Here is a 12571-nt window from a genome sequence, read left to right on the forward strand (position 1 = left end):
CATTTATGGAACAGAAATCTATTCATATTAAAGAAGATAGGGAAGAAGAAGTTAATCTAAGGCAGCTTTTTGAGCAATATGCCTTCTATTGGAAATGGTTTGTAATTTCCGTTATTCTTTCTTTGGCAGTCGCAGTAGTTTATTTACGTTATGCGCAGAAGACTTATAGCACAACTGCAAAAATTTTGCTGAGAGATGAACGAAGCGCATCTGCTGGAGAATTGGCTGGTATTGCAGAATTAAGTAGTAGCATGGGATTTGGAGGTACCAGATCTGCTTTTGTGACCGATCAAATAGAAGTTTTAACTTCGAGGAGGCTGATGAGGAAGGTTGTAGATCAACACCACCTCAATATAATATATGAGAAAAAAGGTAATATAAGGTCTTCTGAAGTGCTAGAAAATGATATGCCTTTCTATATACAGCCGCAGGGGGATTTGGATAGTATAAAATTATCGATTAAAGTAAGCTTTGATGGGAGTCAAAATTTAAAAATTACGAATTCTAGAACTGATGAGAAATTCGTTGCTGTTTTCAATAAAATAGTGAAAATTGGTGAAAATTCAATTATTTTTCGAAGAAATAATGCTGTATCTTTTCCTAAAAATAATGATTTTGAAGTAACTGTAATTCCTAGAGACTGGGCCGTAGATCTTAACTTAAGCTCGATTTTGATTTCTCCGAGTAAAGAGATGCAATCTTACATTGTAAACTTTGCTATGGTTTCTACATTAGGGAAAAAGGCAGAATTAGTGTTGAATAGTCTTATAGAGACATATAATGCCGACCTGACAAATGATAAACTTCGAATGACGCGCGCAACTTCTGATTTTATCAATAAGAGACTGGTATTGATTTCAAAAGATCTTTCAGGTGCTGATGAAGAAGCCGCGGAGTTTAAAACTTCCAATTCGATGGTGGATATGGCAACGGAAGCAGGAGTATTTCTCAATAATGCCTCTGAAAATGATAAGAAAGTTTTGGAATACCGCACGCAATTGCAGCTCGTTGATCATATGAATGATTTTTTGAGAAATCAAAAGCCAGGTAAATTATTACCATCTAATATAGGACTGCAAGATGCATCAATTGCTGCAACAATAGCAGAATATAATAAACTTGTCTTGGAGAGAGACGATCTATTAAAATCTGCCTCAGAATTAAATCCAACAGTGGTAGCTTTAAATGAGAATATTGAAGAAAGTGATAAAAATATACGACAATCCCTCGAGAACTATCAGAAAGTAACAAAGTTAGCTTTAAATAGTATTGAAAGGAAATCTAACGAAATCAAGGGGCGAATTAATTCTATTCCAAGTCAGGAGCAAGGATTTAAAAAGATTTCTAGACAGCAACAGATAGTAGAGTCTTTATATTTATTATTATTGCAAAAACGAGAAGAAAGTGAAGTCAAAGCTGCAGCTACTCCTGATAATTTAAAAATCATTGATGCTGCATATAACAATGGAGTTCCCGTTTCTCCTCGGAGAGCCATTATCCTCTTTGCAGCCCTAATTATTGGCTTCATTATTCCATTTGCACTTATCTATATCAAATTTTTATTGGATAATAAGGTTCATTCAAGAAAAGATATAGAAGATATTGTGAAGGCTCCTGTATTGGGTGAGATTCCTACAGCAGAGGATACGGTAATCCATTTAAATGATCGCTCATCTTTGGCGGAAGCATTTCGAATTTTGAGAACCAATATGAACTTCATGTTTGGTGCTGAACAAAAGGATAGTTCTAAAGTTGTGTTTGTTACCTCCACAATTTCTGGGGAGGGGAAATCCTTTGTAACGACAAACCTCGCCCAAATCTTATCGATGTCGGGCAAAAATGTACTATTGATAGGTGCGGATATTCGTAGCCCGAAAGTGTTAGACTATTTGGGTTTATCACACTTACAACATACAAATGTGGGTATTACACAGTTTTTGATCAATCCGGATATGGATGTAGATAACATCATCATTAAAAAACCGGGGAATTATGATTTCGATGTAATTTACTCTGGATATATAGCACCAAATCCTGCTGAACTTTTAATGAACGGACACTTTGATGATGTAATTAAGTATGCACGCGAGCATTATGATTATGTTCTTGTTGATACCGCTCCAGTAAGTTTGGTTACCGATACCTTACTAATTGCTCATAATGCTGACCTTACATTATATGTTTCTAGAGCAAATTATCTGGACAAACGCTTATTACAGGTACCTCGAGAGTTATATGTTGATGGCAAGTTGAAAAACTTGGCTGCAATAGTCAATGATGTTGATTTTGCAAAGGGCTATGGTTACGGCTATGGCTATGGCTACGGTTATGGCGATAAAGGGAAGAAGAAAACAGGGATCTCCAAAATTTGGCAGGATCTTAAAGATCGACTAAATATAAAATAAATTTTAGGTCATCGGATTTTTGGCCTTATTGTTGTTTAACCCCAAGTCGATACTTCGACTTGGGGTTTGTTTTTTACAATAAAGGCTGAGCACCGTCGTTTTTAATTATATCGTTTTGATTGCTTAGATTTATATGCGATCTATTCGACCTAACCTTAAGAGTTCTTTTATCAGTGAAAAATAAATTATACAAATGAAAAAACAGTTACTATGCGCTTTTGTAGCCTTACTGTCTTTGATGGCTAAGACTACTTTCGGACAGTTTTCTCGACCTATCAGTGTGGGAGCGGGGGCAGGTGTTGCTTTAAATTTTACAGATTTAGCGAATGTCGAACCTAAATTTGCCTTCTATGGAGAGGCTGATTATTTAATTACACCCTATCTTTCTGTTGGATTGCGAGGTGAAAAAGGAACTTTAGCCGGTAATGGATATGACAGTGAATTTAAAAACAGATATTTTGCTGGCAATATAAATGGTAAAATCCGTATAGGCCAATTTATGGGCCATCCTGATAACTATAGTTATTATACGTTAGAAGCCAATACTTTGTCAAGAATTTTATCCAATATCTATGTAGGAGCTGGGGCCGGGTTAGTGAAAAATAGAATAAATAGAACAACATCAAGTTTCTATAAGGATTATCTTGAGAATAATGGAGGTGAACTTTCTACTGATCTGGGCGAAATCCATTTTGTCGTTCCTTTAAATATTGGGCTTGATATTCCATTTGGCCGCACGTTGTATGGACCCCAATGGGCAATCAACGTTAATTACCAACATACTTTGACAACAAATGATAATCTTGACGGCGTCAAAAATAAGAGCAATGACCAATATGGCTTTGTTTCCGTGGGTGTAAAATATGCGCTATTCAATCGTAAGTAAGCTAATTGAAAAAATAAACGTATGAAAAATATATTTAAAGCGAATAATAAGCGTCAGCTGTTTGGGCTATTGGCTTTTGCTATATTAATCGGCTTCGCTGCCTGCAAGTCTAATTCCGCTATGTATAAGGCGCCAAAGGTAAATGCTTTTAAGGGCGGTAAGTTGCCCCCGCCACCGGGAATGGTGTATATCCCTTCCGGAACAATACTTTTTAAAGGCTCATTGGATAGTGGAAATGTGGGTAAGAACGTTAGTGTAAGTGCTTTCTTTATAGACGAAACGGAAGTAACCAATAAACAGTACCGTGAATTTGTCAATTGGGTAGCAGATTCTGTAGCCGTAACGGATTACCTGCAGGATGATAGTTATTTTTTGGATATTGCTGGAGAGGAAGTTGGTCAGAAACGTATTAATTGGGCCAAAGTCAAGAAAATTTCTCCGCTTTGGAAGAGTAACGATCCGACTGTTCAGGAGCGTTTGGCTCCTATGTTGGAGATGCGAGGGAATAGACGGGCACTCAATCCAGAAGTGATCAGGTACAGGTTCTCCTATTTACAGTCGAAAGGAAATATGAAAAAGAAATACGTAACAGATACGGTTTCGGTTATGCCCATAGAGGATATATGGACCAAAGATTTTCCAAATGCGCAGCTTGCATCGCTAGATGCGAATTATTTTACGCATCCTTCGTTTGACTATTATCCCGTTGTAGGGGTCACATGGAGACAAGCTCGTGCTTTCACAGATTGGCGCGCTAATGAAATGGCTGCAACAGTATTAAAAAACTCGTATTTAAATGGTTATCAGCTAAGTCTTAGTCTTCCTACGGAAGCCCAGTGGCAATATGCGGCTTCTGGTAAATTGGACCCTCAGGATACAATAGCAGGTTCCCGTATGACGATTGATGGAACGGAAGGTAAAAAGAAATTAGCAGTAAATTTCAAGCAGGGCGAGGGGACATATTCCCGTGACGGTGCAACCTTTACATTGCCTGTTAAATCCTATATGCCAAATGCCTTTGGTGTATATAATATGGCTGGGAATGTATCGGAATGGACATTGGATGCGTATAGTCCCTCTGCAGTCGTGTTTGTAAATGATTTGAACCCCGCTTTATTATATGATGCGGATGCGAAGGATGGTGATGCGCTCAAACGTAAGGTGGTACGTGGCGGTTCCTGGAAAGATAATGGTGAGCAGCTGAATAGTGAAACCAGAAACTATTCCGTAGATTATGAACCACATTCCTATATCGGTTTCCGTTGTGTGATGTCGGCGTTCGAAATGCCTACCGTACAAAGTAAAACACGGAAGTATTAATTCATTGATCACCATATAAATTAAACGTGATGAACATAAAAATATTGACGACAGTTTTGATGGGGTTAGGCATTGGAACTGCTACAGCACAAGAAAATATAATTCCCGATACACTTAATGTAAACGTTTCTCAGGAGGTCATCCAGGATACTATTCCGACAACAGATGGATTCTATCAGGCAAATAATATGGAAGATGCTGTGCCCTTTGCTTATCCGGAGGTTAATAAAAAGAATATTCGTTTTTATAAACGCGTCTGGCGAGATATTGACCTGAAAGATGAGAAGAACGCTATATTGGCTGTGCCGGGAAATTCTTTAATAGAGGTGATTATGAAAGCCATTGAAAAGGGAAAGCTATCGCTATATAGCCCAGACGATGATTCTTTTAAAGGAAGATTAAGTGCACAGGAGGGTATGGCAAGATTTGCAGACAGCGTGCTTGTGCCCATTTTTGATGGTGAAGGAAACCAGATTGATTCCAAAATGGCGCTGAACGAATTTGATCCAGCTCGTGTGACTAAATTCCGCGTAAAAGAGGATATCTTTTTTGATAAACAGCGTAGTAGGCTTGAAACGCGTATTATTGGCGTGGCTCCCTTGATGAATATAACAACTTCGGCTGAACTGGCAGAATCGGTCGGTGCTACACCAGCGTTTTGGCTTTACTTTCCGCAGTTACGTTATGCTTTGGTTCAGGTCGATATCTCCGATCCGGACAAAGGGCTGTATGAGATGAGCATGGATGATTTTTTCGTACAGAACAAGTTTGCAAGCACAATTGTACGTGAATCCTCTCCAGGAATGTTACAGAATCTAAAAGATACCGAAAATGGTGGGCAGCAGCTTGATGGAAAGAAAGTCGAGGAAAAGCTGGATGCTTATAAGAAAAAATTATGGAGCAATCCAAAAGGTGTAAAGGCCGAAGAGCTTGAAGGTAATCAAATTCAGCTCCAAAAGAAAGAGAGCAGTACTCCTACTGAACAGAAATTATAACTCTAATATAAAAAGACTTCCCGAACAGGGAAGTCTTTTTATATTTTTTAATCACTGTCTTTGCCAATAAATCTGGAATACGAGTGGACAAGTGTGAAGAAAAAAACTTCTTGCGGCGCATATCGCACGTATCTATTAAAGTTTTTCCATAATCTTTTAGGTCCTTCCGGCAGTGAGGATATGGCATTGATGACCTTTCCATCTTCGAACCGCTCATCATGAAAGCCAAAATTGCCCGAATACCAAATTTCAGTCATCATCCAATCTGCATCTAAATTTTCAGGGTAAGGAAAAGGAATTTCATCGATTGATAATCCCAGATACTCAACTAAAATCTTATGTAATAAATGTATCCAATCTATAATGCCGCTTTTGGTATACATTTCCAATAAATCTTCTTTATTTATCGTAGTATGGGATGCATGATATAAACGAGCTGAATCGCATAATTGACGTAAACCGATACCAAAAGAAATCATATGTTTTAATATATGTCCATTCACTTGGAGAAGCTGCAATTCTGGAGCAAGTAAGCGAATAGAAGTATCTTCGATTGTTAGTGTTTGCTTCAGGTCTCTATAACGTTCTTTTAATCTACGTAGATAGTTGAGCTTAAATGGGCTTCTGATATCAAACAATTTCTTATGATGTTCAATGCAGATATTCCTCCATGCATAGTCAAGACTAAATCCTGCAGTGTCACGAAATTTTATTGAATTCTTTTTTAGATAATCTCTAGCTTCAGCATATCCATTGTTATCAAAATACCAGTCTATATCTCCGCATGTCCGGTGATTGGGGATGCGATAGCAGGAAGCTATGCCCTGTCCCTTTAACAAAATAGGTCTGAGGCCCATTGCGTTAAAAAGGGTGAATTGCTCCGCAATTACAGTATTCATCTTTTCATTCTGTCTTTCAATATTATCCATGCGAACAACCCATTTCATTCTAAGGGACTGGGGGGGAAGCTGCTGTTCCTCTAAAAAAGAAAAACTATCGTAAATAATGCCTTCAACTGTATGATTTATTGCATATTTTCGGATTGTATTCCAATCTTCCGAGGTCATGGGCTGTATCATTGATAGTCGACCTTTCCCCCAAAGCCCTATACGCAATAATTGAAAAAAAATATCCTTAAGCTGATTGTTCATTTAGATGTGTAATATCAATTTGTTATGCTAATATAATAAATTTACTATCTAAGAAGCGTTTATGTTCTAAATACAAAGTAGCGAGGTGATTAAGGTGGGCTTAGGTTACAAATTGTCGATGACTGAGAAATTGTAAAATTAAAGGTTGGGAACGAAGTTCCCAACCTTTTTGCACTTACAAAATATACCTAAATATTTTTTAAAGATACATTAAAAATTGTAAAAGGAGCATGTAACTAATTGAAATGCGCCATGTAAACTTTAATATCCCGGATTTTGTTCCAGATTGCTGTTACCAGCAATAGCTTGGTTGGGCACTGGGAAACGATTCAGATGTGCGGAAGTACTTGGATTATGATCCCACCACTTTTCTGTGGTGAAAGCTTTCCATCGGATCAAATCTGTACGTCGGCGGCCTTCCCCTAAAAACTCAATACTCCATTCATCCAAAATGCGGTACTTGTCCATATTGGCACTAGTCACGGGATTAGGATCGGCAGCATTGGCAAAGTTTCGCTTTCGGACGGTATTGAACAGTTCTGCCGCCTTTTCCTTGTTCCCTAATCTGAAATCACATTCGGCCAGCATATAGTAAACTTCTGCCAGTCGAATAATCGGCATATCGGCTCCCCAGCGTAAGGTATTGTTAGCCAGATTTGGGATCGGTACTTTCACCAGACGTATGCCTGTGTTTTCCTCGCCTTCCGACATTTTAGAGGGCAGCTGATCGATGGAACTGTATTTTTTTCCGGCGCCAACTTCTGAAAAACGACCCACTTGGTCTACAAAGTTCAAGGGCTTGTCCTTGTATTCTTCACCACCAAGAATAGCTTCGCCAGTAGGTGTTTTATGCGGACCTACAATAAACATACCCTCATATTGGTCCGAGCCGTGATAGACGTAAGGTGCTTTGCGTAGGTCGCCTTGGTCGAAGGTTTCAAAGGGTGAACCTAATTTGAAGTCCGCACCGTAGCTTGAGCCATTGGGTTTCTTGGAGGGTGTCAGGTGAGCGCCATTATTCCCGCCCATGTCCTGTGCAAAGAACTGCTTCGTGTTGTAGTGATAGAAGTCTGCATAAAACCAATTGTACTCCAGCATCTTGAATTCGGAAGGCATAGACCAGATAATCTCGGGTGATTCATTGTTTTTAAATCCGTGCACTCCGTTCCATTTGGTATCTAAGGCATAATCACCATAGACCTTATTGACAATGTCCTGTGCCAATTTTTGGCTCTCAGCATACATCGCTTTACCAATATAAGCCTCTGCATTGAAGTAGAGTTGTGCCAGCATGGCTGCAGCCGCAGCTTTTCGAATAGCCCCTTCTTCCCTGTCGCCGGCCTTCTTTGAAGGAAGATTTTCAATCGCAGCCTTAAGCAGCTTTTCGATATGTGCAAAAAGTTCCTGATCGCTATTGCGCGGTAAGGACTCTTGGTCTAATGATTCGAAAATTGGCATCCCGCCAAAATAATCTAATCCACGCAGATAAAAATAGGCTATCAATGCATCGAGTTGTGCGAGATCTGCAGCTTTTCGTTCGTCGCTCAGTGCAAATTTGCCGTAATCCAATTTGCTCAGATCACTCTTTGTATCCAGTGCGAGAGCAACCCCCATCAGGGTGCCGCGCCAGCTTCCCCAAATCCAATTGTCATCCGCTGTCCAACGGTGGTAATGATAGCGCTCATTCTCGCCACCGTTATACCAATGCCGACCCTTGGTGGTTATGGCAAAATTGTCTGCCGTATATTCCTGAAGGCGCCAGCGGTCTTCGCCCATATACCATTTAGCATGGGTAAATGGCCTAAATAGGGCGGCCTTGATATCTTTCTCACTTTTGAAAAAGGTGTCCGGCGTGACCGAACTATAAAACTCCTGATCCAATTTGGTACATCCTGATAGTAATAATGCTACGGATAATGTTGCTATGGAAATGTATTTTTTCATGTTTGTTCGCTTTAAAAATTTACTTGTAAACCCATCATAAAAGTCCTGGTCTTTGGATAGACATTGCGCTCTTCAAAGCCCGGTTCAAGGCCATTGATATTGACCTCGGGATCCAGGCCACTGTAATTGGTGAACAAAAAGAGATCACGTGCAGTAGCATAGACGCGCATCGACTTCAATGGTTTGATCCAATTTTGGTTAAAACGATAACCGATATTCAGCGCGTCAACCTTCAAAAAAGTGCCTTTTTCCAACCAGTAATCGCTTAGCTCTTTTTCTCCTTTGATATTTTTATGTTTGTCGTATGCCTCTTCCAGCACATTCTGTCCTTTTACATTGGGTAGGCTGTAGTACATATTGATCATATTGAACACATCGTGGCCGATCCAGCTACGCATATAGATACTAGCATCCCAGTTTTTATAGGTAAATTGGTTGTTCCAGGAGAGTTGTAAAGTTGGAATCGCATTGCCGACAAAAGACTTGTCGCCCACAGTCTTGTTGCGATCTCGCACATCAAAGGCATTTCCATCCTTGTCATAAAGCTTCCAATAGCCATCATCTGTAAAGCCTGCAAATTTCCAGAGGAAAAACTGTCCAATATCCTCGCCTGGGTACAACCTGACCGCAGAGCCTGGTGAACCGGGTGCCGGGAAGTCTTTTCGGTCGGTAAATGTTTGGCTGCCCCATAAGGTATTGAGCCTACTTTTATTATGTGAAGCGACAATGCTGGTGGTATAACTGAAATGATCATTGTCTACGGCTTTAAAGTTCAGCTCAAATTCATATCCGGTATTTTGCATGCTTCCCACATTCATGGTGGTTTTATCGTGGATCGCCGGCGTTGGGATACGCTGATGTCATAAATCAGATCGTCGATCTTCCGTTTGTAGATATCAAAACGGCCATTTAAACGATTGTTCAGTACCGTGAAATCTAAACCAAGGTTGTATTCTTTTTTGACCTCCCATTTGATATCCGGATTTTGGTTGTGCATCACACCATAGGTTCTAAACCATTTTCCATCCTGCAAAAACCAGGTGTCGGCGCTATACATCCGCGTGGCAACTTTGGCATCAAAACCTTCATTGCCCGTTTCGCCGTAGCCCGCACGTAATTTTAGGTCATTGATAAATGTGACATCGCGTAGGAAAGGTTCCTGAGAAACACGCCATCCCGCGGATAGTCCGGGAAAGAATCCCCATCTGTTTTTAGGCGCAAATTTGCTGGATCCTTCGTAACGTGCCGTTGCGGTCAGGATATAGCGGTCTAAATAGGAGTAGTTGACACGGCCGAAAAAGGCGGCTAGTTTGACCCAAGGATTTTTCCAGGACCCAATACCTGCACGTCCGTCAGGTAAATAGGTTCCTGTACCCATATCGTTTTCCCCAATACCATCAACGGGGAAATTAGAGTTTTCGGCCGAAAACCCTTGTCCGTTAAAATCCTGGTAGCTATAGCCCGCCACAGCATTCAAGGAATGTGCCGCCCAGCGGTTCGTATAGTTGGCGGTCCATTCAAAGACGCGATCATTGAACCGGCTATAATATTGCTTGGCAAATCCGTCCACATTGTTCTCTCGTGAAATGCGATGTTGTGCCGATCGGTAATAATTGCCATGTTCGCTGTTGTTCTTTATCCCGATGGTGGCACTGGTGGTCAGATGTTCTGTGAGGTTTAACTTTAAGGTCGCATTGGCCAACAGGTATTTAAATTGCTTTTCATCGCTGCGGAGGCGAGCTTCGGCAACAGGGTTCCAGGTATCATACCCACCTTCCAAGACGTTATAACCGCTGACATCATTGGCATCATAAGGTGTTTCCGTAGGATTCATCACCAAAGCCATATTAAAAATGTCATTGTTGTTAAAGATGTCTCCGTTGGAGCCAAACGCCTTTACCTGGTTGTAGCTTACATTGGTATTCAACTCCGCAAAACCATCGAAAAATTTAAAGGCACTATTGATCCGTCCACCGATTTCATCCCGCTTTGAGGTGATTGCCATTCCTTTGGCGTCGCGTTTGGTAAAGGTGGTGTAGACATTGGCATTTTCGGAGCCGCCGCTGATGTTGGCGACTTGCCGATGGCTGAATGGATTATTGTTGGTGACCTCATCATACCAGTCGGTTCGATGTCCAAGGTCTTCACCGAGGCCATATTCGACAAATTGCTCTGCCGACAGGACTTTGGGACGTTTGCGGATGGATTCGACAAAATATTCAGAGGTGAAATTTACCTGAGCTTGGCCGATCTGTGGCCGTTTGGTCGTAATCAGGATTACACCACCAGAGGCACGCGTGCCGTAGATCGCAGCAGCTGAGGCATCCCGCAGCACGTTTATGGATTCAATATCTTCCTTTGCAACGGAGTTGATATCGCCGCCGGGCACACCGTCAATAACCACGAGGGGACCCTGTGAGGCGTTGACCGAATTGACGCCGCGCAATTGCAAGGAGATACCGGCATTAGGGTCGGTTCCATTGGTGGAGATAACACTGAGCCCCGGTACTTTTCCCTGGATCGCCAAAAGGGGAGAGACAGTCCCGGCGACCATGTCTTTCTGTTTGATGCTCGATACGGCACTGGTCAATTCTTTTTTGTCAAGGGAGCCATAACCGACAACAACAGCCTCCTCGAGCTGCTGCGTGTCAGATACCAGTTGTACATTCAAACTGGAACCACCCGTATACGTGATTTCCCTAGAGCTAAAGCCGATCATTCGAACGACGAGGATAGCATTTCGCTCCACGTTAGTCAGGGTGAATGTACCATTGGCGTCCGTCGAAGTTCGTAGATTGCTGCCCTTCACAGAGACCGTGGCGCCAACTAGGGGATTGCCTTGCTCGTCTTTTACACTGCCCTTGACTGTGTTCTGAACCTCCTGCACATAGGGTGCATGGGGTAGGGCATAAGCGGCTCCAGCAAAAAAACTGCTGCTGAATAGCAATAATTTAGTAGCCACTTTAAAACTGTTGATTTTAAAATTCATGTGCTAATGTTTATTAAAGAATATTGGTTGTTTACGATAGAAAGGCTTGACAGGCTTTTTGGAGAATGGTCGATATCAGCTGTCGGCTCCAGATAAACTGGATATGTTCAAATTCAAGATACTGCATATAATTGGTGTGATTTGAACATTAAATGTACGGCATTAGCCTTATAGGTTTAATTGCTTGAGACAATATGAGGATACTTTGAGACGATTTGTAGGAAAACAAAAAAGGAGCCGCCCATTTTGCAGTGCCCCCAAAAAGTTAGACACTTTCTGGGGGTACTGCATTTGGACAGCTCCTGATTTAAATACTATTATTACGTTAGCGTACCAACTAATGGCAGGCCACGGGCTCCGGGTAATCCGCTGTAGCCATTCCTTTGACCAATTGGCCACAATGCCGCATCGATGCTGCGTAAGGATTTTCAATCGCCTTGTCGTAACTTAACCAATAGCCTTTTTCCATTGGACAGTACTGTAGATACACCGTTTCATCTGTACATTTCATGGTCTCCATAATGGTGAATAAGGATTGTGTGACGGCAGAAAAGGACTGCTTCATAACCTTCATGTCCGTTGCAGATTTTAAGCTGGCAGCATCGGTCTTCATCGTCTGGCTTACCTTTTTCAGACGCATCATGTCATCGATCTGCAAGCCTTTTAGCCGAAAATTCTGTACTTCCTTTTCGAATTGAACGGAGTGTGCTTTACTGGCAGCAAAATTTTCCTCCATGATATCTTTTTTTACTTCCATGTAGGCATTAAATAACCGGTCGCGTTGTTCCTGTGCAGCATCCTGTCCGTGACTTGATTGACAGGAGATCATCATCAGGCCGATTAAACAGCTGATGTAAAGTGCTTTGAAGTTATTTTTCATC

9 protein-coding genes are annotated in these 12571 nt (G+C 41.3%); 4 read left to right on the forward strand and 5 right to left on the reverse strand.

Translation table 11 applies throughout. The features are described from left to right. Positions 1-5 precede the first annotated feature (5 nt). The 4 genes from BV902_RS02305 to gldN all read left to right on the forward strand — a co-directional run bounded on the left by BV902_RS02305 (position 6) and on the right by gldN (position 5606). Entirely contained in the window at positions 6-2405 is a 2400-nt protein-coding gene (locus BV902_RS02305) for a GumC family protein (RefSeq protein WP_075990602.1), read from the forward strand. Positions 2406-2598: 193 nt separating this feature from the next. Next, on the forward strand, positions 2599-3291 hold the full coding sequence (locus BV902_RS02310; RefSeq protein ID WP_075990603.1) for an outer membrane beta-barrel protein: 693 nt from the start codon (positions 2599-2601) through the stop codon (positions 3289-3291). 21 nt (positions 3292-3312) lie between these two features. Then, positions 3313-4611, forward strand: coding sequence for a type IX secretion system lipoprotein PorK/GldK (locus tag BV902_RS02315; RefSeq protein ID WP_075990604.1), 1299 nt, complete (start codon positions 3313-3315; stop codon positions 4609-4611). A gap of 29 nt (positions 4612-4640) precedes the next feature. After that, positions 4641-5606, forward strand: a complete 966-nt coding sequence (gene gldN, locus BV902_RS02320; RefSeq protein ID WP_075990605.1) for a type IX secretion system ring protein PorN/GldN — start codon at positions 4641-4643, stop codon at positions 5604-5606. Between the two features lie 47 nt (positions 5607-5653). On the opposite strand, the gene BV902_RS02325 is transcribed toward gldN, so the two are convergent. The 5 genes from BV902_RS02325 to BV902_RS02345 form a co-directional block, all read right to left on the reverse strand. Continuing rightward, positions 5654-6757: a nucleotidyltransferase family protein gene (locus tag BV902_RS02325; RefSeq protein ID WP_075990606.1), complete on the reverse strand. Its 1104-nt coding sequence runs from the start codon at positions 6755-6757 to the stop codon at positions 5654-5656. Positions 6758-7018: 261 nt separating this feature from the next. Beyond that, positions 7019-8701, reverse strand: coding sequence for a RagB/SusD family nutrient uptake outer membrane protein (locus BV902_RS02330; protein WP_075990607.1), 1683 nt, complete (start codon positions 8699-8701; stop codon positions 7019-7021). A gap of 11 nt (positions 8702-8712) precedes the next feature. Next, the gene (locus BV902_RS02335) at positions 8713-9504 is read right to left on the reverse strand and encodes a hypothetical protein (protein ID WP_157625854.1); all 792 of its coding nucleotides are present in this window, start codon (positions 9502-9504) and stop codon (positions 8713-8715) included. An 11-nt stretch (positions 9505-9515) separates the two neighbouring features. Beyond that, complete coding sequence (locus tag BV902_RS02340) at positions 9516-11690, reverse strand: SusC/RagA family TonB-linked outer membrane protein (protein ID WP_075990609.1); 2175 nt, start codon at positions 11688-11690, stop codon at positions 9516-9518. Between the two features lie 337 nt (positions 11691-12027). Next, positions 12028-12570 carry a DUF3347 domain-containing protein gene (locus BV902_RS02345; RefSeq protein WP_075990610.1) on the reverse strand — a complete coding sequence of 181 codons (543 nt, stop codon included), beginning with the start codon at positions 12568-12570 and terminating at the stop codon, positions 12028-12030. Position 12571: the final 1 nt, after the last annotated feature.

This window comes from Sphingobacterium sp. B29, from assembly GCF_001952815.1.
Taxonomy (GTDB): domain Bacteria; phylum Bacteroidota; class Bacteroidia; order Sphingobacteriales; family Sphingobacteriaceae; genus Sphingobacterium; species Sphingobacterium siyangense.

What these genes read in the sequence shown, in the direction of transcription:
- BV902_RS02315 (WP_075990604.1), top strand. Translation starts at nt 3,313, where the DNA reads ATGAAAAATATATTTAAAGCGAATAATAAGCGTCAGCTGTTTGGGCTA.
- BV902_RS02340 (WP_075990609.1), bottom strand. Translation starts at nt 11,690, where the DNA reads ATGAATTTTAAAATCAACAGTTTTAAAGTGGCTACTAAATTATTGCTA.
- BV902_RS02330 (WP_075990607.1), bottom strand. Translation starts at nt 8,701, where the DNA reads ATGAAAAAATACATTTCCATAGCAACATTATCCGTAGCATTATTACTA.
- BV902_RS02325 (WP_075990606.1), bottom strand. Translation starts at nt 6,757, where the DNA reads ATGAACAATCAGCTTAAGGATATTTTTTTTCAATTATTGCGTATAGGG.
- BV902_RS02345 (WP_075990610.1), bottom strand. Translation starts at nt 12,570, where the DNA reads ATGAAAAATAACTTCAAAGCACTTTACATCAGCTGTTTAATCGGCCTG.
- BV902_RS02335 (WP_157625854.1), bottom strand. Translation starts at nt 9,504, where the DNA reads ATGCAAAATACCGGATATGAATTTGAGCTGAACTTTAAAGCCGTAGAC.
- gldN (WP_075990605.1), top strand. Translation starts at nt 4,641, where the DNA reads ATGAACATAAAAATATTGACGACAGTTTTGATGGGGTTAGGCATTGGA.
- BV902_RS02305 (WP_075990602.1), top strand. Translation starts at nt 6, where the DNA reads ATGGAACAGAAATCTATTCATATTAAAGAAGATAGGGAAGAAGAAGTT.
- BV902_RS02310 (WP_075990603.1), top strand. Translation starts at nt 2,599, where the DNA reads ATGAAAAAACAGTTACTATGCGCTTTTGTAGCCTTACTGTCTTTGATG.